This is a genomic window from Bremerella cremea, from assembly GCF_003335505.1.
Lineage (GTDB): Bacteria > Planctomycetota > Planctomycetia > Pirellulales > Pirellulaceae > Bremerella > Bremerella cremea_A.
In genome coordinates this window covers 452,662-475,301 of the sequence record NZ_QPEX01000010.1, presented here as the reverse complement: position 1 = coordinate 475,301, position 22,640 = coordinate 452,662, and the positions used below count along the sequence as shown (strand labels likewise).

Here is a 22,640-nt window from a genome sequence, read left to right as displayed (position 1 = left end):
ATAAGTGAAGGGTCAGGCCACGCATGGAAGTCAGGCAAAGCATCCGAGGATTGGCACGCCACATCGCATCTTCGCCGCCAATTGATCAGGCCATAATAAACGTTTCCCGCGATCGCATTCAATGGAACGACCTTTCCTGGGGGCGAAAGATAAACGTAACCGTTGGTTCATACGTAAAGCACATCTGGCACAGCGAGTTTCGAATCACGAATTTTGGTGCATCCCAGATTCGACAAAAATGGTGGAATCCGCCAGCTTGCAACCGTGGCATGTTCTATTCGATAAAAATCGAAAGTCTGTCATATTTTACTTGATCAATGTCCGTTGGTGAGGGAGCACCTTCGAGGTTTCTCTTGCCAAGTCTTTGGTCGATCATGCCGTCGGATGCCCGAAGCAATTGCCTCCCCCTCATTATGCTCTCGATTCTAAGGAGAACGATCATGGTCACGACTCAGCAGCAGCTCCCATCGCCAGCTCGGATTCGCAAGGAGGAGGTCTTACAGGTATTCCGAAGACGACTAGAAAATTGCCGTTACGGTTTCATGTTTCGTAAAGTTACGGCCGAGTTTGCGTTAGGCAACTTGATCCTCAGCGGGTGCGTTCCTTCGTTCTATTTGAAGCAAAACTTGCAAGAATTACTGCGCGGAATACCTCACGTCGAGCGTGTGGTTAACGAGGTTGATGTCGTCAATTCTTCTGGTCTGAGTAGTGTTCGTTCTCGGAAGAGCAAATGCTGAATCAGGTCTAGTGGTTTCCACCATGGTGGGATCGTGAAAACGTCAATTCTGCCGCATTGGAAAAGATGTAGAATACCACGGGAAGGAGAAGCGATGCTTGGTGGCTTGAAGAACAACGCCAGTCCAAGCGACTTTCACGATCACCCCGCCTAAGAAAGGAGATCGTCATGAACGCTTCATTGACCACTTCGTCGCCACGAAGGCTGTTTCCGTGGCTGCGACCAGGGACGTTTCCTCGTCGGCAAGAGGAAATAGATCAACTCATGCAACGTTTCTGGAACGAAAACGGAGATGGCTGGAATTACTTTGCCATGGCACCGCCAGTCGACATCAAGGAAACCGAGGAAAACGTCACGGTTCGAGTCGACCTACCAGGCGTGGCTGCCGACGACGTGGAAATTCAGTTGCAGGGAAATCAACTAACCCTTCGTGGCGAAAAGCAGCAAGAAGGAGAAGAAAAGGGAGAAACCTGTCATCACTCCGAACGACAGAGCGGTCGATTCTCGCGGACAATCACGATGCCGTGCGAGGTCGTCGCAGACAAGATTAAGGCAACGATGAAAAACGGGACGCTGAACATTGTGTTGCCGAAATCTTCGGAACCAAGATCGCATCGTATCGAGGTGAAATCGAATTGATCCTCAACGTTTAGCGCACCGTCTTTTCGGTGTTAACACCTCAAACGTGCAAGACACGTTGCGGCAAGGATTGACTAAGAGACCTTCTCCAACTCTTGCCCTGCGTGGGCCATGGTATCGGTTAGGATCTTTGTCAGCTCCGCCGGATCAGGCGAAGGGAAGTTGAACACTTGGCAGAGCGACTTGGCGTATTGAATCGCTTCCACGAATGTTTTATTTCGCTGTTCCACCGTCAGTTCATCGTAATAGCTGGCCTTGTTCGTCAGCATATGGTTGCGGAAAGAATGGTTAACTTCTGTCGAGTCGGCCAACATTTCACCGAGTTGAATGACGCGAAGGTAGGAGCGATCGACTTGCGAAAGTGTTTCCGCTTGTTCTGCATCGTGATGCACAACCACCGGGCGAATCAGCGATTGAGGCAATTGCCACTTCAACATCAACGCAGCCGAAACATGCCCATGGTGAATTTTGAACGTTTCGAGCTCGAGTTGGTGTAGCTGCAAACGGCCCACTTCTCGAAAACGCTTGACAATCAGGTCGTATCTTTTGCCGTATTTCTTAGAAAGAACGAGGCAGCCGATATCTTGCACCAAACCTAAAATGAAGGCCGTATCACGCGGAATATTTTCAAAGTGCTCGGCAAACGTCGCTGCCGCTGCTGCCGTGATCACGCTTCGCTTTTGGTACCATTGCCGATGTGACTCGTTCCATTCCGTCAAGACTTGGGAACGAACTCGCATCGTAGCTGCGGCGAGAACGTGCATGATTGTCTTTTTCGGGCCATTGAGATTGACCGCTTGCCGAACACTTGTCGTCTGGTTGAATACGGACAACCCCATGTTCGTGTAGTTGAGCAGATCGGTAGCTGCTCGCGAGTCGGATGAAATGTCATTGGCAAGCTCATCGATCGGGATATCGTTGATGGGCATGCTCAGATAGCCTGCCAATTTAACAACGAGTTGTGGCAAGGGAGGAATCTCGCCAAAGTCTTTCACCAAACAGCGTGCTAACGCGGGTATGAAAGCGTCTTGCTCCGATTGATTGGCTAACACCGTGCGTGTATAGCGTACGAGATCGTCTTCTTGAATATTCAGATCAAGCACTTGCTCGACACCGATATCGCTGGCTTTCTCGCTGACTTTGCCTGGGTCTTTGGTGAGCAAAATAATCTTGGGTCGAATCAGCTGTTGATTAAGACGCTCGACAATTTCTAAGCCACTGAGAAATCCGCCTAGCTCGTTTTCAACAATCAACAAGTCAATCCGTTGGCGATCAAGAAGGCGGCAAAGCTCTTCGGAGCTTGTCGCAGAGAAGCAGCTGGTAGAACTCTCGGTGATCGCTTGGGATAACAACTCGGCCCGTTCTGGTGAACGTAGCAGTAGCCCTGTCACGTGTTGCGCAGAGGCTTTAGGGAAAGAGAAGCCGACGTCCGCGAGTGGGTCGTCGGAGGAAGTCTCTGGATGCGGAGCAGTGGGGGTGTTCGTTTCGAGTTTCTGGTCGACGAGGTCACGCACTTGTTCGGCGAATTTGATGTAGTTAACCGGTTTGTGAACGACTAAATCAACGCCCCTCGCTTTTAAATCACGCTGGATTTTTTCATTCCGAAAAGCGGTCAGGACCACGATAATTGGATGTTGTTGTTTTTCACAAAGATGTACGCACAGAGAGTGCCCATGCGATTTGGGCATCAACAGATCGGTAACCACAACATCGAACGGCGTCGATTGAAATGCCGTCCTGGCTTCTTCTCCATTGGCAGCTTCGGCGCAGCGAAAACCACAGCCTTCTAGTGCTTTCAGAAGTAAAGCACGAATGGGTAGTTCATCATCGACGACGAGTGCTGTGTGAGACGATGGCGGATTCATTGGTTTGTCCAAACTCCATTATTTCTGGGCTGCTGAGTCGCCTGCTTCTTCTAAAGAATCAAACGTCCTGCGAAAGATTTCTTTAGGGGGCGGTGCAAGCCTAATGTGCGGTATCTGGAGTCCTCTTTTTACTGGTAGTTGAATACCAAAGTTGCCTGGCTGTTTGTTTTGTAGGTCGAGTTCGCTAGTTCTTCAATTCGTTCAACTAATATCAAAGCCCGGTGTACCGATTGCTCGATTTGTTCGAAGTTTTCACAGCGAGCGTCTTCGGGAAGTGTCTCCGCTTCGGCGAGATGCACGTGACCGGAAATAACGGAAAGGATGTTGGTTAACTTGTGGGCGATCATCCCTAACTCGTTCTGTGTCAACTCTACTACATCAAAGTCAAAGTCCCCGCTTTCTTCCCTATTTGATAGTTGAGGCAGAGAATCTAGCGTCGACGACTTTCTGCTATAAGATTCGCAGGGGTGCGTCAGCAGTGCGAGAGAAGTGCCTTCCAGGCGTAATACCGGAATTACTTCATTAGAAGCGGACATCGCATTAGCATTACTCAATGCGATGCAACCGCGTGACTTATGGTTTGCCACGAGAAACCTCGTAAATACAACGGTAGTATTTGTACCAGTAGAGAACGTACGATGAATTCGTCGTCACTGGGGCAAAGTGGCGAATTGCATAAAAACTCTAAATTACAAAACCTAGGTTGCAAGTAATTTATGTAGCTAACGATTCAATCCTGCAACTTTTAGGCCCATTGCGGAGTGGGGTTAACGTTTAATCCGAAAAGGCGGCATTGAATCGCCCTCGCATCCCTTCGTCGTTTACGCAGCGAAATGATGATTACCGCAAAATACGGACGCAAGTGAATCAGCGTAAACGTGCTGAAAGGTCTACTGCCAAACCGATAGAGTGACTGAGCCCTTTAAGCCCTTATTTCATCTTGAACGCGGAACGCCATCCGGTCGAATGAGGCAAGGCTTCGGCCATGCGTTCGCTTTGTTCTTGCACCGGTTCGACCGTGTAGAAGATTTTAGGGCGGAGCTTTTTGACCGTCTTCAGAAGCGATTTCAATTCACGTCGCTGGCAGCGAATGTAAATTAAGTTGACGGCTCCTTCGTGCCCCTCGCCTTCAAAGGTGGTGACCCGAAAGCCAGCATGACGAAGGGCATGCACTACGTCGGAGTCTTCTTCGTTCAGCGAAGTGATCAAACGGACGACGACCGCCCCTAGGGCGAGAGCCCGTTCCAGCCGAATGCCGACCGCATTGCCCACCGCGAAACCACCAGCATAAGCGACCATTAAGATCGGGTTATCGGAAACACCGACCATCACCTGAGAAAGCGCGGCAATCCAGATCAGCACCTCGAAGAACCCGAGAAACACCGAAAGGGCCATTCGGCCTTGGACGACCGAGATAGTGCGAAGGGTGCCGATCGAAACGTCGACAATCCGTACTGAGAATACAAGCAAGAAAACGATCCAGGTCGGTAGCTCCGCGATCCACTCCATCTGTACAACCTTTGCCGAATACATGAGAAACCGCAGACGGTCCCTTGAATCGAATCAAGAGGCACCTGCCAGCGGTCTTCTTGCTTTCAGTTAGGACGAAGTCGACCGCGATTCGAACGGGAATCGCACAATTATCCCGCTGCGAATCTTCGGCACAATATGGGAACGGAGAGCCGTTGAAAAGAGACCGTCGCCGAGGAGTACGGAAACGCTCCTCGGCGACGGTTTCATGCCCGTAGATCAGTAGTATTTGTTCGGCTCACCACCTTGATGGGTCAAAAGAACTTTCAGGATTTGGTCTGTCAGATCTTTTTTGAGCATGGAATGGACGCTGCCATCGTATAGAGCGGCGATAATTCCCGCCGTTTCGCCTGGCGTGAACGATTCGAGCAAGGAATCCATATTCGGATGAAAGTCGTCCGGTCGAGTCCAAAGTACGGCATCACTAGGGGGGACTTCCACGATGGCGATTGTGTTCGAGGCGCCATCGGTGAGGTCTTGAAACCGTAAGTTCTTTTTCGCACTAGCAGGAAACCCTTCTCCTAGCGGCTTCAGATAGCGAGTCTTGGCTTGAGGCCCTAGCTCGTTTTTGCTGGAAGGGGACAAGTAAGGGTCAGGAATCATCTCTGCGAGTTTGCGATTGTGCTCGCTATCCCATGGCTCGTCGAGGTGAAATTGATCGTAGAGGGCTGCTTGTTCAACAAACGGCAAAAGATGCACCCGCCACGAGAGAAGCGGCTTTCCCTCTTTATCGTAGCTATTGGCCGGCATGTGGCCGTAGGTTTCGTGATAGTTATGCATCGCGAGGATAATTTGTTTCATATTATTCACCGAGCCAGAACGAAACGCTTGCTGCTGGGCCGAGGCGATCAGGGGAACAAGAACTGCCGTGCCACTGGCAACCATCACCTGGGGGGAAGTACCTGGCTTGCCAACCGTCGTTAAGATAACTTGGTTGCCTTCGACCTCTGGCTCAATGGCCGCACGCAAAGTGTTGCAGATTCTGGTCACATACTGACGAAACGCGTTCTCCTCTACTTCGTTGGTTTTGGGAGGCTGGCCCATTTGAATGGCTCGTTCAACTCCTAGGTCCAGCAGCTTGCTCACAATCTTTTGCAGTTGTTCTGCTTGGGCGGGACTTTCGGTGGTGAGCTTTAAAGTCAGGCCTCCCTTTTCCATATCAAGATTGCCAATCAAGTGGGCCGACTGGAGGTGACTGGGGAGTTCTTTAAGCCCGGGGAACTTCTGTAGATTTGGATCCGCGACCAAGAACTCAAGCATATCGCGAAGCGGCTCCATGATCAGAAAAGCCTGAACTTCGCCTTGTTCGCTCGACGTTTGCACAAGCGTGGCCAAAGGGCTTGTTTGAGGTTGCTCTTTTTGGGCCAGCATCGCTTTAAGGGTTTCCGGCATCGCCAGAAGGTAGGTATTGTCGTCGACCGGATAGATGTCAAACATCAATTCGGGGGAGCCCTGCAGGTACTTTTGCTGCGTCCCTGGCCAGGTCGCTTCGGTGAAGGGCCAGCGCTCTTGAATCGGAGCAAGTAGTTTTTCGGGCGTGATGCCGTGGTTTAGCTTCACCACAATCCCCAAGCTGGGTTTGCCATTAACCCCAGGCGGAGAAGCGATAGCCAACACCGAATCGATCGCTTGAATCGGGAGGCCGGCAATTTCCTCGGTTTTGACATTCAAGACTTCCCAAGGAACCATTTGCAGCAAAGGGCTGCCGTAAATGGCTTGGGGTTTGGCCAAGATCGCCACGGCCGAATGTGGGGGAATGAACTCGGTGCCGACGTTTTCTTCTGCCATCACCGGGGCAGAGAGAACTAGCACGCTGAGAATCCAGCAAAGGGATACCGTTCGTAGTCGCATGATTAAGTTCCTGAGGTGGAAGATTTATTAATATGTCTGGCATGCCAATCTAAAACTGCTCAGACGTTCTATTCATGGTCGCCCCTTGTGGTTTGGCAGGGCAGCTTTCGTCAGGGTTGACGCAGGCTCATTTCAAAGCGAAGCGGATAATGCGAGTTCGCTTCCTCAAGGGTGGCTTGCAAAGGGTTGTCCTTATTCCGCGAGTAGAGGAATGGTTGATTGGTATAAGGATTCATCGGAATCGGAAGGGTTGCGAGCTGGTCGAGAGATTCAGGAAGACTGCCATGAGTGGCAGCATAGTCACGAATCGCTTCCGTGATTTGCAGCATGTTCGGCCAGCATTGGTTTCTTGTGGCATAATTTGTGCTTTGCTGAACGGAAGGGAGAATGAGGGCAGCAATACCCAGCGGATCACCGGTTACTAAAGGAGATGAAAACAATTTGTTTTCAGAATCGAATTTTTGAGACTGGTAATAAGGCAGGCCAAGGGGGGCAAACAACTGATCTCGTACTCGCTCGAAGTTATTCCGTGTGTAAAGCAGCAGGGCCCTACTGCTGGGCATCGCGGCGACGGCTTCTTTGTCGTAGCCCATCTCGGAGACGAGTTCCTGTTTGACGCGAGGGACTTGGCTGAAAACTGCCAGGCGTAGTCCCCAGAGTTCTAAATCTTCATTGGATAGAAAGAAGTCATTAGACGAGATCGTTTGACCGATTCTCAGGTTATCGGTTCGCTTCATGACATCAAGCAATTTCTGATCCCAGTAAGCTCGGTCGCCAATGTCCTGGGTGGCTTCTTGCAATTCAGGATAGATAATCAGGAAGCTATCTCGTTCCACATCTAGGGCGTTCCGGATGTCGATCAGCGGGGTAGGGATGTTGACGATTGACCAATAAAGATTCGGGGTCGATTCCTGAGAGATAGCCTCTAATAACTGTTGATGCATCATTTCAGAAATCGTGATTCCGATGAGGGCATTTACCAGAAAGTCACGATTCCCCACGTGACGAGCCATGGCATAGCCCGTTTGAAGATCGTGCATCGCTTCGTCTAGGCGACCTTGGGCGATGCGCAAACGAATGCGTAGCGAAAGCAAGCGGGCGAGCGTCCGCATCTCTTGAACTTCGGGCAAGAGAATGCCGAAGATATTGGTTCCTTGCTCCCGCATCGGGAGGCTCCAATCGCAATACTCTCGCCGGGCGGCGTACGTTGCCTCTTGCAACGCCAAATCATGTTGGGCGATGACCTTTTCAACTTCTTCAAGCGGTAATTCATTTAAAGGATCCTTTCGCCATTGATCGATTTTGGTCCAGTATTCCTGGTGATTCTTAATGTTCCCAGTCATTTGACTGGTCAGCAAAATTGCACGGTGATACAGTGGGGCCGCGTTGCCTGGCTGCAGGTCAATATGCGAGGGGAGCAACCGATACTTCATGATCGGTGGCTGGGGCGACTTGGGGCTGATTTCAAATTTCAGCGTCTCGTTTTGTGGTGCTGGCTTGTCTTGGCCATCGTCGAGAAGTTGTGCCTGAGTGACTGGTGAAAGGAGACCAACGGCCCAAGCTACGACCAACGCTGGTAAGTACCAGCTTGGTTTGACGTAATTGCGCAGAATCATCGTGATTCGTCCTTGTGAAAAAGTTCGATGAGACAGAGACGTGGCTAAGGACGACTCTGGTTATTATTGGTTGATGGCTTCCGTAGCCCACTCGCGCCGCATTGTCTTGAGGGGCGTTTCTAGGTGAGAAGGAAGAGCCCCGCCTTGTGGCATCAGCGTGGGCATGGGCAAACTTCCCTTTCGCGAGGAACCGGCGGAAAGCTGCCGTTGCCAAGCTAAAGGAGGATGGGAGGTCGCGAATAGTTGCCCCCAGATCGAAAATGGTTTCTCTGAGGAAGTAGCGGTGTCTCTACGAATTGGTTCGGCCTGAGGAACCACTTGGGCATGGGCCAGCGAAGGGCTTTGGGGCTCAGCGATTGGTGGCTGCGGCTGAGTCGGAAGCGTTTCTGGCGTTTGATCTGTGGGGGTATGTTCCGCAATCGGAGCGGTTTGTCCCCAAGGTTCTGCAGTACGTGGCAGCCAAGCCCATTGCCCGATTACAAAGCAGACTAACACGCTGCAGAGAGCATGCCACTTACGCAAGGCCCGCTTGTGGTCGCGGTTGGCCGCTTGGCGACCGGCCTCGAACAAGACATCGTCCCGGTTGACCTCGAGTGCATGAGGCAACAACTCGGCTAAGCGAGCTTCAAAAGGGCCTAAGTCTGCTGGTTGGTTTGATTCGGACATGGTTCGTTCAATTCTCGTTGCAAGCTTTCAATCGCCTGCTGGTATTCTCGATGGGCCGATGATTGGGATATGGCCAATAATTGGGCAATCTCTCGAAAAGCCAACCCTCCCCAGATCCGTGCGATAACAATTTCACGCTGCGATTGGGTTAGTTGCTTTAAGGCTTCGGACGCAGCCAAACCGTCTAAGCTGGCGGACGCGTTCGGCTCGAACCAGAGCGACCTTGTTTGAGCAAAGACCTGTTCGCGATCTCGCCGTCGCCGATCACTCCGGCTTTGCATTAACGCCTCGTTCCGAACCACGCGATACAGCCAAGCGGCACGATCTTTGGGGATTGGCTGCTGCTGGGCTAGTTTGACAAAGGCAATCTGTACAGCGTCTTCCGGATCGGAGCAAAGCTGGCGGGCATAAAGCACCAATGGTCCGGAATACCGATCCAGCAATTGCGCAAGCTCGCGGGCAATTCCCACTGGCCTTCCTGATTGCTGACTGGGTACATCCGACAAGTTGCTGCTCCGACGAGGTTTATGGTAGAGATGCCACCATCGAGACATTTTCCCAGAAAATGACCACAAAATCTCGAATTCGCCAAATTACCAAGCCATGGTTCCCCAGAAAAAGCCTTGCCACGCCGCGGGCTTATTTCCGCTGCGTAATCTGGGAAGAGCCTCGGAAAGGAGCAAAAATTCTCATGAAGAGCATGCGGTATCTCATCGTCAATACGGCAATCAATCGGGTATGATCGGCGGTTTACGGACCCTCTGCTGGTTTCGTAAAATGAACGCATCTCTCAATATTTCAAGTCGTTGCCCCGCGACTGCACCCCTTTGCCAGAAATAGAAACGATGAAAGCACTGCTGCTTACCAAGTACAAAGAACTAAGCATTACCGATTTCGATAAACCAGAGATTGGCCCGAACGATATCCTGGTTCAAGTCCGGGCCTGTGGGATTTGCGGCAGTGATATCCATGGTTACGACGGTAGCACCGGTCGCCGCATTCCACCGCTAGTCATGGGGCACGAAGCTGCCGGCGTGGTTGCTGAAGTTGGCAGCAACGTGAAGGGCCTGGAAGCAGGCGACCACGTGACGTTCGATTCGACGGTCTCGTGCGGCGAATGTTTCTACTGCCGCAAAGGGCACATCAATTTGTGCGATAACCGGATGGTACTGGGCGTTTCGTGCGGCGAATATCGTCGGCATGGGGCGTTCGCCGAGTATGTTTCAGTTCCGCAGCATATCTGCTACAAGCTTCCCAAAGATCTTCCCTTTGAACGGGCCGCGATGATCGAAGCCGTTTCGGTCGCCGTGCATGCTGCCAACCGCACGCCGGTTTCGCTAGGGGATACGGCGGTGGTGGTCGGCAGTGGTATGATTGGCTTGTTGGCGATTCAAGCCATCAAGCTGGCCGGTTGTGCCCATGTGATTGCTGTCGACCTGGACGCTGGTCGATTGGAAAAGGCCAAAGCTCTCGGGGCAGACTACACCCTGAAAGCAGATGAAGTCGACGTTCCGGCTGAGGTCAAAAAGCTGACCGGAGGTCGTGGGGCCGATGTCGCCTTGGAAGTGGTGGGAGCAACCGCCACCATCAAAACGGCGATCGAGAGTGTGCGGAAAGGTGGTTCGATTACCCTGGTTGGCAACTTGGCCCCCAGCGTGGAAATGCCACTGCAAGCAATCGTAACGCGTGAACTCTCGGTTTACGGAACCTGTGCTTCCAGCGGCGAGTACCCGGCCTGCATCGATCTATTGGCCAGCGAAGCGATTAAAGTCGACGACATGATTACTGCCACGGCGTCGCTAGAAGAAGGCGTCGAATGGTTTGCCCGTCTCTACGGCGGCGAGCCAGGAGCGATGAAGGTCATCCTCGACCCGACGCGCTAACGTGTTGCTGGGGCGAAGAAACTCTACCGAACCCAACCAGTTTCCAAGCTGGTTGGGTTTTGATGTTTGGTAGAACGGCTTGTGGGCCTAGTAAGTCGATTTGGCTATTTTCATTTGAGCAGGTTAAGCGAAGAAACGGAGTTTCTGGTGGGCTTGGAAGATCGATATCGAAAGGAATTCAGTCCCGCGGTTCGCTTTCGTGGCGAAGAGTACTTCGCCGATAAAGCGGTAAAACTCACCCACGTCGAGAAGAATTGGGCTTCTTTTTCTGTCGAAGGTTCTCAGGCAGAAGCCTATGGCGTTTTGCTCGATTGGAGCGAAAGTGGTACGGACGGTTTAGAGTGTTCTTGCCCCTATTTTGTGAAAGGGGAACTGTGTAAACACATTTGGGCCGCATTGCTGTTTGCCGATAGCATGGGCTTTGGTTTTGACCAATCGCAGTTGCCAGAACAGCCGCCTAAACCCAAGAGAACGACAAAGTCAAAAACCACTCGTAGCCTCTCGTGGAAGAAACAGTTGGAACATTACAAGGAACATTTTGACGATATCGATCGACTGGAAAAGACTCACTGGCAAGTGCAGCAGTCCGGGCAATTGCTATTTCATTTGGTGCTCGACATTGGCTTGCCGGTACCCGTGATTGAGCTTCGCCGACGAGATCGCAAGAAGGATGGTAACTGGGGAGCGAGTAAGCCGTACTTTGTTGATGATCCTCTTTTTCCAGAGATCTCGAACGCCGAAGATCGCTCGTTATTAGCGATTTTGCTGGGCAACCATGTGGTGGACGACGAGTCAGACTATTTCCACTACTCCGATCGGTATATTAAAAATCGATCCACGCAAGTTCAATTGAATGTGGAACTTTACGACAACGTCTTGCCAGCGCTTGCGGAAACAGAGCGATTCTATTTTTCCATGGAAGACCACCCAGAGTTCTCTGAACCTCACACGATCGCTTGGAACGAGGGAGAACCGTGGCGGTTTCAGCTTCACGCTGAGCGGGACGACGAGAACCAGCAGTGGGAACTGCGGGGACAATTGGCGCGTGGGGAAGAGGTCCGCCCGGTCTCAGACGGATTGCGGTTCTACGCCACAGGGCTTGCCTTAGTGGGGAGTGAACTTGGGCGGTTTACTTATCCGCGTGACACGCGCTGGTTGGATATCTTGCTAGAGAAGGAATCGCTAACCATTCCGTATGCCGATCGGCAAGGATTAATCCAGGAATTGTGGCGCAAAGGTGAGAAGGTCGAAGTGACCGGGGACGCTTCCCTGGCGGTGCCTGGAATGCCGGGGACTCCGCAAGGGAAGATCGTAATTCATCCCCCTTCAACTACGTATCGCTACCGCTCCTCCCGACATCTCAACGCGAGTGTTTCCTTTCTCTACGACAATGAGGAATTAAAAATCAATGGAGGGAAGCGGGCTTGGTTCGATGCCGAGGCGGGGCAAGTCTTGTGCGCGAATGAAGCTGCCGAGGGAGTGCTCTTGGAACGCCTGATGAGGCTGGGCATGATGCCCAAAGAGGAGTCTTATACAGGGAATTCCGAGCCAGGAGATGTTCAGTTTCCAATTGCCAATCTAGAGCCAGTTGTTGCTACCTTAGTCGACGAGGGCTGGGAAGTGCATGCGAAAGGAACGCGTGTCCGAAAAGCCAGTCAACTCTCGTTACGAGTGAAATCGAATATTGACTGGTTCGACTTGGAAGGAGAAGTCGATTTCGAGGGAATTTCGGCCTCGCTGCCAGATTTGCTAACCGCCCTGGAAAAAGGGGAGGGGCTGATACGTTTGGGGGACGGAACGCAGGGGATCTTACCGCAAAAGTGGCTCGATAAGTACCAGAGCTTGGAGGGCTTCGCTGGCAAGTCCGAGGGAGACGCTTTGCGTTTTCAATCGAGCCAAGCTTTGTTGCTGGACGCGATGTTATCGAACCTCGGAGAAAATCAAACGATTACCGTAGACCGTCGTTTCGCCGAACAACGGAAACGTTTGCAATCGTTTACCGGAGTAAAACCGGTGAAGCCTCCGAAAGCCTTTCAAGGGGAACTGCGCGAGTATCAGCAGGAAGGCTTGGGATGGTTGCGATTTTTAGAGAAATTCAGCCTCGGTGGTTGCTTGGCCGACGACATGGGCCTGGGAAAAACGGTGCAAGTCTTGGCATTGCTGGCTAGCCGAAATCAACGTCAACCCAAAGAAGCGGATAAACGTCCTTCGCTAGTGGTTGCGCCCAACAGTATTATTCACAACTGGCGGCAGGAAGCCGAGCGGTTCGCGCCACGTTTGCAAGTCGCCGAGTATACCGGCACCGATCGCAAGAAGCAGTTTCCCGATCTGACCGAATACGATTTGGTGCTTACCACCTACGGCACGTTACGAAAGGACTTCGAACGTCTTAGTAATACCTTATGGGACTATGCTATTTTAGATGAAGCTCAAGCCATCAAAAATGCGTCTTCGCAAACTGCCAAGGCCAGCCGCTTGCTTCAGGCCCGGCATCGCTTGGCGTTGTCTGGAACACCGATCGAAAACCATTTGGGCGAATTATGGTCCCTGTTTGAATTCCTAAACCCCGGGCTACTAGGTAGTAGTCATGCGTTTAAGGATTTGATTGCGAAGAATACCGAGATCGATCAACAGAAGATCGAATCGTTGCGGCAAGGGATCGCACCGTTTCTCCTTCGGAGAACCAAAGCCCAGGTGTTGCCGCAACTTCCCGAGAAAGCAGAGCAGCGACTCTACTGTGAACTGCCTGCGGCACAGCAGAAACAATACGATCAACTCCGCGAGCACTATCGTCTGGCACTCAACCAACGAATTGCGGAAACGGGACTCGCCAAAGCGAAAATTCACGTTCTGGAAGCGCTGCTACGACTCCGACAGGCCGCGTGCCATCCAGGCTTAATCGATCCCGCGCACAAAGAGAAAACATCCGCCAAGCTCGATTTGCTGTTGGAGCAGTTAGACGAGGTGGTGCAAGAAGGGCACAAAGCCTTGGTGTTTTCGCAGTTCACCACGATGCTCGATATCGTTCGGCGAAAGCTCGACAAAGCTGCAATCACGTATCAATATCTTGACGGAAAAACACGCGATCGCCAGGCGCGGGTCGAGCAGTTTCAGAACGAGGCGAGTTGCTCGGTATTTCTGATTAGTCTCAAAGCTGGCGGAACCGGGCTTAACTTAACGGCGGCTGACTTCGTGTTTCTGCTTGATCCTTGGTGGAACCCTGCCGTGGAAGCCCAGGCGATTGACCGGGCCCATCGCATTGGTCAAACCAAGCCTGTCTTTGCTTATCGCTTGATCGCTAAGAATACGGTAGAAGAAAAGATACTCGAGTTACAAGCGAAGAAAAGCACTCTCGCCGAGGCGATTATTTCGGCGGATAGCTCGTTGCTGAAAAGCCTTACGGCAGAAGATCTGCAGGCGATTTTGTCCTAGAGAGGGTACGTTTGCATTCGCCCCAAGGCCATGCGAGGGGCAAATGCAAGTAAGGGACTCGCCTCGGTCTTTTATTGATTCTGTAGCAATTTCTGGATGCCGGCCATCAACACTTGTTCGACTCGGCTGGAAACGCGGGTGGCGGCTTGGCTTGTTTCGTAGCCACCTTGCGAGTAAGCGATTTCGGTGCCGATATAGCCAGGGGAGTAATCACCGTAGGCGGCCATGGCGACGAACAAGTCAGGCCGCATTTTCTGGGCAGCCAGTTGATATTCGACGAACAACTCGCCTGGCATGTGAATGATGCGTGCCTTACCAAGTTTCAAACAGGAAAGTGCGATCGTATCGCCTGCTTCACAGCGACGCAGCCAAACCAGTTCTCGGGCGGCTTGCCAGCGAGCTTGTTCTGAGGAATTGCTATCTTTGAGCGTGGTCAGTAAGTTCTCTTGGACCAAGTGCAGGGCAGGGGGGAGCTGCACTTCCACGGAAGTCATTTCCATATCGCTACTGCTGATCGGGAACTTTTCGGTCGCGTTGAAAGCCAACGTCATGCCGCTTTCCACGCGATCGGCCAACACCTGGCGATTCTCATGCGCCCCATCGTTCCACTTGCCAGCCCCAATGTTGCCCCCAGCCCCATTGAAGTGAATATGGAAGACGTTGGTTTTCTCTTGGCGGCTATTGCGGGCCATGCCTGGGAAATCTGGATTGGCCATGCCGGTGCGATAATAGCTTTGCGGATGGGTCGCGTAGTAGGTCATGACGGCCAGAGGTTTGTCTTCATTGTAAAAGCTAATCGACTTGCACATCGGATCGATGGTGCCGGTCGGTTGGGCTCGAATGACAGGGTCCGTAGTGGCGGTGTAACGCGTGTACTTTACTTTGCCATCTTCCCCCAGAATACGACGGTTGGAGGCAACCTTTTCGATCACTCCTTCGCCCAGCCCGATATGGGTGACCGTTTGCCACGAGCTTGTTGCCTGCTTCGCCGCCGCAGCTGTCCGAGCAACGACGTCGGCCACAAACTTCTGGTCGTATCGTTTTTCTGCCGGCAGGTTGAATTCTGCCAAAACCTCGTGCGTGGTGGCATCCGCCTCGGGCGCGTCGTGTTGATGGAGCGTATGCAGCATGATCAGTTCTGGCTTGGTGCCAACCGCCTCGGCAATGGCTTCTTTGAAAACATCTTGAGAACCGTTGGCCACCCCGATCCAATCGAGCGCGCACAGCACGACGGTTTGATCGCCTTGAAGAATTACGCCTTTGAGCGTGAGGGGTTCCTGGATGCCCTTAGTCATATCGTAAGCCAAAGGGCTGCCGACCGGTGGCGAGGCATCGACGGCAAACGTACTAAGTTTCAGCGGTTCGGCTGGTAACGTATTGGCTGAAAATAAAGTGACAGCAAGCACCGTCACCGCTAAGCAGGCACGCAAAGAGGTTACGCAATTCATGGTGTTTTTCCCTGATAGGTAAGAAAGAGAAAGGGAAGTGAGGCGTGGACTAGTTACGATCTTGCATCAAGTAGGAAAGCAGGTCGGCCATGGCCTGTTTATCGATGGTCTTCTCCAGGCCTTCCGGCATGAGCGAGACACCGGTGCTGCGCATCTGGTCGATATCGATCCGCAAGACCGTTTCGGTTTTGTTGTCACCTTTGATAAAGGTGATACTGTTAGAGGTCTCGCTGGCAATCATGCCTGAAACGCCCCTTCCATTTGCCGTTTGACAGATGTAGTTCATGAACTGCGGGTTGACCTCGGCATTGGGGTTGAGCACGTTCGTCAAGATGGCGTCCGGCCCACGATTTTTCATCGCGGCCAGGTTCGGACCAATCGCGTGTCCTAAGCCGTCGAGTTGATGGCAAGCCGCACAGTTTTTCTCGAACACGATTTTCCCTTTGGCCGAGTCCCCTTTCATGGTAAGTGCTTGCTGGTAATCGTTAATCAACGCGTCACGTTCGGTGTGCGACGATTTTTGAAAGAGGCTGGCGTATTGCTTGGCTTGGCTGGCCGTTAGCAGCGAGGTTAACTGGGCGATCTGCTCGGCGCTTAAATCGGCCTTGGGAATTTCACTAGACTCGATCGCTTGGAGCAACGTCGTCCGCCAGGCCTCACGTGTGACGAGATTGTCGAGTGCCGTCGGGCGTAGTTGCGGACTGAGTTCGGGCCACTTCTTCACCAGCAGGGTAGCGATCTCAGGCGAATCGAAGCTACCCAACACGACGATCGCTTGCCGTTGGATTTCTAAAGGAGCAGTCGGAGCCAATAGTTCTTCGAACCGCTCGCGATCGAACTTGCCGTAACGTAAGACTTTTACGGCGTCGACCTTGGCTTTTAAGCTCGCTTCTTTGTCTTCGAGCACCGCCACTGCGTCAGCAACCATTTGACCAAAAACCTGAGCAGATTGGCCTCCGGTAGCGGCGGCCAATTGCTGGGCCATTCGGCTATCGGGAGCCAAGTTCAGCGAACGCACAATCTTCTCAAACGCACTTGGTTTCGATTTTTGCAGTGCGGGTAAAAGTTGTAATAAGGCGGCAATGTCGGCCTTGCTTTGTTGTTTGCCAATCTGCGTAGCAAGTTGAATGATTAGCGGTTGGACCTGGGCTGAGTTCTCTTCGGTTGTCGAGGTCAACTCGGCTAACAAGAGGCCCGATCCTTCATTGACCGAGCTTTGGATCGCAGCTTGAAAGTACGGATCGCTTCCATCCACCTCTGCCAACTTTGCTAACGTTTGAGTGCGTTCAGCAGCCGGAAGATAGCCGGCGGTGAATGCAAGTTGAAAGCGAACTTTGGGGCTTTCGTCGGCGGTTAAGGAAGTCACGTTCTTACGTAGCTCGGCGGAACTGGCCAGCAGCGGTTCCGACAACTGAACCGCATGCCGGCGAACATGCGGATTTTGATCTGCCAAAGCTGGCAGCAAATGCGCGACAGTTAGCTGGTTCAAGCCTGCCAGGGCGTGCAGGGCCGTAATGGTTCCTGGCGGAGTTTGAGCTTGGGTAAGCAACGTTTCGAGCGCCGGTACAGCCGCAAGATCTTGCCGCTCGTATAACAACCGAGCCGCCGTTTCCCGCTGCCAAACATTGGGTGAATCGAGCAGAGGAACCAGTTCGGTTGTCTTCAACTGTGAAAGATGGGGGATAGGCTTGCGCTGAAAATCGCTGCCGACCACGCGGTAGATCCGGCCCATGTCGCGACCGCTGGTCAGGTCGAGATGTTTCTTGATCATCTCTGGCAGTGATTGGGGGTGTTCGATTACCTCGCGATACATATCGGCCACGTAAAGCGAGCCATCTGGAGCGTTGGCATATTGCACGGGGCGAAACCAGATATCGCTGGACGAGAGGAATTCGCTCTTCTCGTCGACACGCACACCACGATAAAGAATGCCGTCGTCTTCGAGCTTCTTGCGGTGAACGAGGTTACCGCCGGCATCGCCAACAAGGGCATAGCCGTTGTACTTTGTCGGCCAACTGTCGCCCCGGTAAATGGTCACGCCGGTGGCTCCGGTAAAGTAACCAGCCGGGCGTCCACCCCCTTCGACAATGCCAGGAACAATCTTCGCCGCGCGAAGCTTTGTCCGAATGACACGCCATGCTTCGACAGGGCTGGTCCGGTAGACCTCGGCCTGGGCACCATCGGCGGCAATGCTAAGACGTGGGCTGGGGGCCGAAACGTAAGGGTTGCGTGCCAAATAAGCGTCTTCGTAGACGACCTGTTGCAAGTGATCGCTGTTGCTGCAGGTGAACTTCTCGCCCCAGTCGTTAAAACTCATGCCGTGCTGGCCGCCGCCACTGATCGCTTGGAGGTGCATGGTCAACGGATCGATGGCAAAGTCGCGTCCTCGCAGCGAAAGAGGGGTTCCGCTGGGCTGGCCGTCGACCACTCTTTGCGCGTTCGCGCCGCTAGAGCTAGTTACCCCATGAATGCGATTATCCGGCCCCCATTGAAACGTGTTCATCAGGCCTTGTACGTTCGTTTTGCCGAAGCCGGTAAAGACGACCCGTTTTTCATCCGCTTGGCCATCGCCATTGGTATCTTTCAGGAAAAAGATGTCTGGAGCCGCACCGACAAGAACGCCTCCTTGCGTGCAAGTGATCGCCGTGGGCCAAGAGAAGCCGTCTGCGAAGATGGTGCTCTTTTCGTAGATGCCGTCGTTGTCGGCGTCTTCCAGCAGGCGAACACGTCCCAGCGAAAGACCATCGTCTTCGGAATAACCACGCATTTCGATGACAAACATCCGCCCGTCGGCATCGAAGGCCATTGCGACAGGGTCGGCAACGTTGGGCTCCGACGCGGCCAGTTCCAGACGAAAGCCGGGGGCTAGCGTGAAGGTCTCTAGAGCTTTGTTCGCCGAGAGGCCAGGAACCGGCTTTAACTGATCGGCGTAATCATGTTCCTCAGCAAACCCGAGACAAGCGGTCCACAAGCAACCGAGAATGCCAACGAGTGGCAAAGATCGAAAACCAGATGCGATCACGAACGATACTCCATACATTACGTTAAGATTTATTGAGGGAAGAGAAGGAGGCAAGGTTTCGAAGTTACGGCTGACTGTCGGTAGTTTGCAGTTGGCGATATGCTTGAGCGTAACGGCGACCTAGCTCGCGATAGGAGTCGGCATCGAAGTGAACACGATCACCTTTATGCTTCAGCCCAGTGGAAGAGACAAACGCCGTGTGCGGTACTTGGCTAGGAAGGTCTTGGTGAACTTGATCGACTTGCTTCCGCGCTTCGCTCCACGGGGACTCGCTAAATTGCCCCATTTGTCCGGCGATAAAAGGGACTTCGGGGGCATTGAGTTCTCGGCGAAGACGTTCGATCAACGCATGGAGCTTTTCTTGGTAGAGGGCCGCTTTCTCTGGGGTGGAGTCACCTTCCCCTTGATGCCAGAGAATGCCCTTCAACTCTCCTGCTGGCAACGCTTGTTTTGCCCGCTTCAACGCGTCGTCGTAAGGGTGAGTTTTGGTGGCCTTGTCGAATGCGCCTGGTTCCCATGTGGCAATCGGTGAACCACCTACAGCGCAAGGAATCAGGCCGATTGTGATATCGGGATTGTCTTTGGCAATTTCTAAGCCAAACGTCCGCCCTAGTCCGACACCCACGACTTTGGGTTTATCGAAGTGAATTGGATCGACCGCGGGTACCCAGTTCCCTGATTTGTCGAACATCAGCACTTGAGGATGAGCCGTTTGATCCGCCGGGGTGACTTTGCCACGCCCTGCCATGTTGGATTGGCCAACAAGCAAGAAGAGGTGAAAGTTCTCTTTTGATGGAAGTGGAGAAGAGGTCGTCTTGGGGGTGTTCTCTTGGCCGACGCTTGGTGCGCAGCAAAGCAGTAACAGGGGCACGCAGCCCAATGCAACGGAAAATCTCATGCGGCAGGATCTCGCTTAGGAAGGAAGGGCGAAACGGGGTGCCTGCATTATAAAGAGATTGTGGCGTCTTTTAACTACTATTTTGATACCGCGAAATATCTAGGGCTAGAAATGCTTTTTGGCTACCGTCTCGGCTGCTTTTTTCGTAAGGATATCTAGGCGTTGGCGTAGTTCGGCTAGTAGGGCTGGGGCCTCTTGCATAGAGCCGGAAGTTGCGGCCTGTTCAAGCTTTCGGACAACTTCATTGGCTGGCGTCGGGCCTAAAATACGGAGCGATCCGGTGATCGTATGGGCCGTTCGATAGGTCGCATCGCCATCGTTCGCCGCGATTGTCTCGTCCAGTCGCTTCAGCAGAAGAGGGGTTTCGTCGAGGAAAATTTGCAGCAAATCCAGCAGAAGGGTACGGTCTCCGTCGCATGAATGGAGCGCATGCGACCAATCGATGGTGCCGTCGGTGGCAATGATGGAAGGAGAGCTTTCCGTCGAAACGCTGGTCGGCTGGTCACCAAAGAAGCCGGCAATCGTATCGTACAGTTCGTGGATTCTGAGCGGTTTCGAGGTATAGCCGTCCATGCCTGCTTCTAAGCACTTCTCGCGATCGCCGGCCAACGCATGCGCCGTCATGGCGACAATTGGAATGTGCCCCCCGCGGATCCGTTCTAGATTACGAATCCGTCGCGTCGCCTCTAAACCGTCCATTTCTGGCATTTGGATATCCATGATCACCAGATCGAACGTGTCGTTGCGCCAGGTCTCGACGGCAAGTTTGCCATTGACGGCCAAGGTAACGCTGTGCCCCCACTTTTCGAGCAAGGCAATTGCCAGGCGTTGGTTGGCCAGGTTGTCTTCGGCCAACAAGATTTTTAGAGGTCGGAGTTTTTCATGGTCTTTGAGGTGTGAGTCGTGCGTTTCACTTTCCGGTAGTTCGACCCCCAACGCAACCACGATCGCATCGAATAGTTCTGACTGCTTGACCGGCTTCATCAGAAAACCGCTTACGTCTAACGCATCGCACTGCGAACGAGTTGTCGGGCGTTCGGAGGAACTGAGAACAGTGATTAGCATGTTCTTCAAGTCCGGCATGTCCCTAATCGCTTGAATCAGTTCTAAGCCGTTCTTGCCTGGCATCTCGAAATCGGTCAGCAGCAGCGTGAATGGGTCGCCTGCGGAGTGTGCTTCTTGCAGCAGCATCAACCCTTCGTCGGCATCGGCCGCTAACAGGGGACGCATGCCCCAGCTTCGGACGATCTCGTCCAGAATGATACGATTGGTGGCGTTGTCGTCCACGATCAGCACGCGGGTTCCCTGAACGCGATTGGTCCCTTCCGGCCGCGCGGCCAGGTTCGATTCTTTAATCGGAAATCGACCGGTGAAATGGAACGTGCTGCCTTGCCCCAAGGTGCTTTCAACCCAAATATGGCCGTCCATCAGATCAACCAGGCGGGCACAAATTGCCAGGCCGAGGCCGGTGCCGCCATATTGACGCGTCGAGCCACTATCGGCTTGCTCGAAAGCCTCGAAGATCGTTTGTCGTTTGTCTGCGGGAATCCCGATGCCGGTATCGCGGACCTTAAAATGGAGTATCGCTTCGTTCTCAGTAGTGATCGAATCGACCGAGACGTCGAAATCGATTTCACCCACTTCCGTAAACTTGATGGCATTGCCAACCAGATTGACGACAATTTGGCGCAGCCGATGGGCATCCCCCTCGACGACGGCTGGGACTGCTGAATCAAAGTGGCAAGTCAATTCCAGGTGATTCGTGCCTGCGCGAACCCCGAGCGGCTTCATCATGTCGCCAACCGTCTCGCGGAGGTCGAACGATTTACTGATCAGGTCGAGCTTGCCGGCCTCGATCTTAGAGAAGTCGAGAATGTCGTTGATGACCGAAAGGAGCGATTCGCCCGATTCCAGAATCATCTTCAGGTAATCCCGCTGCGTCGAGGTCAACTTGGTATCGAGCAGTAGTTCGGCCATGCCGATGACGGCATTCAGCGGCGTGCGAATCTCGTGGCTCATGTTGGCCAGGAATTCGCTCTTGGCCCGGCTGGCATCTTCGGCGGCCTCTTTGGCGCGGGTCAGGGCTTCGACGGCCATCTGCCGTTCGGTCACATCCCAGAAAATCGCTTGCGTGCCAACTATCTCATCATGGGCGTCGCGAATGGGGGACTTGATCACTTCGACCCAGGCCGTTTTCCCATCGGTGGTATTCACTTCGACGGTACGGAAAAGCTTGCCCGATTTGGCTACCTTTTGGTCGTCGTCGCGGAACTTTTGGGCGACATCGTTTGGGGATAAGTCAAAGTCGGTCTTGCCCAGGATGTTGTTCACATCGTGGCCGGTGAATTCGCTATAGGCTTGATTGGCGAAAATGAAGCGTCCGTCAAGATCTTTCTGCAGCACGCAAACAGGCAACGAATCGACCAGGCCACGATAGCGGGCCTCGGAGTTTTCCAGAGTCGATTCAACCCGTTGACGATGGGTCCGTTCGATCGCGTATCGGACGCTGCGATTCAAAGAGTCGGAGTCGATGTTGGTCTTCGGCAGGCAGTCTTGGGCACCTTCTTGGATGACGCTTGCAGCCAAGTCGCGACTGGCAATGCTCGTCAGAACCACCAGCGGCAACTGGGGAGACTCAGCATGGATTGCCATGATCGTGCCGAGCCCTTCGCTATCAGGCAGATCGAGATCAAGCAAAACGACGTCTACCGAAGAGGTACGCAGTTTTTCCAGGCCTGTGGCTAAGGTCTCGGCGTGGTCAAGCGTGAAAGCTTCCTCGGTTTCGGTCAAATAGTGACGAACCAAGTTAGCATCTTCTAGCGTGTCTTCAATAAGAAGGATGCGAATCGGCTGAGGCATAGGTTGTTCGCGTCCTGTGCAATTGGCACGCATGACCTACGAAGGATGGGGTAAGAGTTATCCTTTATCGTACATCCTTTTCGATTTTGCTGCGAGGTTCGTATCGACCGTTCGGTTTAGGAAAAACGCTTGTGTTGAAAAATTCGTGCCGATTATACCAACAACAAGGGGCAAGCTTGCTGCTGGCTGCCCCTG

General features: G+C 53.0%; 14 protein-coding genes. 3 read left to right on the top strand and 11 right to left on the bottom strand.

Features of this window, described 5'->3' with window-relative positions; all coding sequences use genetic code 11:
- The first annotated feature begins 904 nt into the window (after window positions 1–904).
- Entirely contained in the window at window positions 905–1,375 is a 471-nt protein-coding gene (locus DTL42_RS03110) for an Hsp20/alpha crystallin family protein (protein ID WP_114367221.1), read from the top strand.
- A gap of 74 nt (window positions 1,376–1,449) precedes the next feature.
- On the opposite strand, the gene DTL42_RS03105 is transcribed toward DTL42_RS03110, so the two are convergent.
- The 7 genes from DTL42_RS03105 to DTL42_RS03075 form a co-directional block, all read right to left on the bottom strand.
- Window positions 1,450–3,240 (bottom strand): response regulator, encoded by a 1,791-nt coding sequence (locus DTL42_RS03105; protein WP_114367220.1) that lies wholly within the window; start codon window positions 3,238–3,240, stop codon window positions 1,450–1,452.
- A gap of 128 nt (window positions 3,241–3,368) precedes the next feature.
- Window positions 3,369–3,587 (bottom strand): histidine kinase dimerization/phospho-acceptor domain-containing protein, encoded by a 219-nt coding sequence (locus DTL42_RS26180; protein ID WP_158545210.1) that lies wholly within the window; start codon window positions 3,585–3,587, stop codon window positions 3,369–3,371.
- Window positions 3,588–4,170: 583 nt separating this feature from the next.
- Window positions 4,171–4,749 (bottom strand): DUF2179 domain-containing protein, encoded by a 579-nt coding sequence (locus DTL42_RS03095; protein WP_158545209.1) that lies wholly within the window; start codon window positions 4,747–4,749, stop codon window positions 4,171–4,173.
- A 240-nt stretch (window positions 4,750–4,989) separates the two neighbouring features.
- Window positions 4,990–6,621, bottom strand: a complete 1,632-nt coding sequence (locus tag DTL42_RS03090; protein ID WP_114367217.1) for a DUF1559 domain-containing protein — start codon at window positions 6,619–6,621, stop codon at window positions 4,990–4,992.
- 110 nt (window positions 6,622–6,731) lie between these two features.
- On the bottom strand, window positions 6,732–8,237 hold the full coding sequence (locus tag DTL42_RS03085) for a hypothetical protein (RefSeq protein WP_114367216.1): 1,506 nt from the start codon (window positions 8,235–8,237) through the stop codon (window positions 6,732–6,734).
- Window positions 8,238–8,300: 63 nt separating this feature from the next.
- On the bottom strand, window positions 8,301–8,903 hold the full coding sequence (locus DTL42_RS03080) for a hypothetical protein (protein WP_114367215.1): 603 nt from the start codon (window positions 8,901–8,903) through the stop codon (window positions 8,301–8,303).
- Window positions 8,873–9,409 (bottom strand): RNA polymerase sigma factor, encoded by a 537-nt coding sequence (locus DTL42_RS03075; RefSeq protein WP_158545208.1) that lies wholly within the window; start codon window positions 9,407–9,409, stop codon window positions 8,873–8,875. The genes DTL42_RS03080 and DTL42_RS03075 overlap by 31 nt, the downstream gene beginning before the upstream one ends.
- A 339-nt stretch (window positions 9,410–9,748) precedes the next feature.
- Here DTL42_RS03075 and DTL42_RS03070 point away from each other — a divergent pair, with 339 nt between their 5' ends.
- Window positions 9,749–10,786 (top strand): galactitol-1-phosphate 5-dehydrogenase, encoded by a 1,038-nt coding sequence (locus DTL42_RS03070; protein WP_114367213.1) that lies wholly within the window; start codon window positions 9,749–9,751, stop codon window positions 10,784–10,786.
- A 147-nt stretch (window positions 10,787–10,933) separates the two neighbouring features.
- Window positions 10,934–14,218, top strand: coding sequence for a DEAD/DEAH box helicase (locus DTL42_RS03065; protein WP_158545207.1), 3,285 nt, complete (start codon window positions 10,934–10,936; stop codon window positions 14,216–14,218).
- Window positions 14,219–14,289: 71 nt separating this feature from the next.
- On the opposite strand, the gene DTL42_RS03060 is transcribed toward DTL42_RS03065, so the two are convergent.
- From DTL42_RS03060 to DTL42_RS03045, 4 genes are all read right to left on the bottom strand, one after another.
- A complete protein-coding gene (locus tag DTL42_RS03060) occupies window positions 14,290–15,666 on the bottom strand; it encodes a hypothetical protein (RefSeq protein WP_114367211.1) in 1,377 nt (458 codons plus the stop codon).
- A gap of 49 nt (window positions 15,667–15,715) precedes the next feature.
- Complete coding sequence (locus tag DTL42_RS03055; protein ID WP_158545206.1) at window positions 15,716–18,688, bottom strand: PVC-type heme-binding CxxCH protein; 2,973 nt, start codon at window positions 18,686–18,688, stop codon at window positions 15,716–15,718.
- A gap of 64 nt (window positions 18,689–18,752) precedes the next feature.
- Entirely contained in the window at window positions 18,753–19,586 is an 834-nt protein-coding gene (locus DTL42_RS03050) for a sialate O-acetylesterase (protein WP_114367209.1), read from the bottom strand.
- 105 nt (window positions 19,587–19,691) lie between these two features.
- A complete protein-coding gene (locus DTL42_RS03045; RefSeq protein ID WP_158545205.1) occupies window positions 19,692–22,445 on the bottom strand; it encodes a hybrid sensor histidine kinase/response regulator in 2,754 nt (917 codons plus the stop codon).
- Window positions 22,446–22,640: the final 195 nt, after the last annotated feature.

What these genes read in the sequence shown, in the direction of transcription:
- DTL42_RS03080 (WP_114367215.1), bottom strand. Translation starts at nt 8,903, where the DNA reads ATGTCCGAATCAAACCAACCAGCAGACTTAGGCCCTTTTGAAGCTCGC.
- DTL42_RS03105 (WP_114367220.1), bottom strand. Translation starts at nt 3,240, where the DNA reads ATGAATCCGCCATCGTCTCACACAGCACTCGTCGTCGATGATGAACTA.
- DTL42_RS03045 (WP_158545205.1), bottom strand. Translation starts at nt 22,445, where the DNA reads ATGCCTCAGCCGATTCGCATCCTTCTTATTGAAGACACGCTAGAAGAT.
- DTL42_RS03085 (WP_114367216.1), bottom strand. Translation starts at nt 8,237, where the DNA reads ATGATTCTGCGCAATTACGTCAAACCAAGCTGGTACTTACCAGCGTTG.
- DTL42_RS03110 (WP_114367221.1), top strand. Translation starts at nt 905, where the DNA reads ATGAACGCTTCATTGACCACTTCGTCGCCACGAAGGCTGTTTCCGTGG.
- DTL42_RS03050 (WP_114367209.1), bottom strand. Translation starts at nt 19,586, where the DNA reads ATGAGATTTTCCGTTGCATTGGGCTGCGTGCCCCTGTTACTGCTTTGC.
- DTL42_RS03095 (WP_158545209.1), bottom strand. Translation starts at nt 4,749, where the DNA reads ATGGAGTGGATCGCGGAGCTACCGACCTGGATCGTTTTCTTGCTTGTA.
- DTL42_RS03060 (WP_114367211.1), bottom strand. Translation starts at nt 15,666, where the DNA reads ATGAATTGCGTAACCTCTTTGCGTGCCTGCTTAGCGGTGACGGTGCTT.
- DTL42_RS03090 (WP_114367217.1), bottom strand. Translation starts at nt 6,621, where the DNA reads ATGCGACTACGAACGGTATCCCTTTGCTGGATTCTCAGCGTGCTAGTT.
- DTL42_RS03070 (WP_114367213.1), top strand. Translation starts at nt 9,749, where the DNA reads ATGAAAGCACTGCTGCTTACCAAGTACAAAGAACTAAGCATTACCGAT.
- DTL42_RS26180 (WP_158545210.1), bottom strand. Translation starts at nt 3,587, where the DNA reads ATGATCGCCCACAAGTTAACCAACATCCTTTCCGTTATTTCCGGTCAC.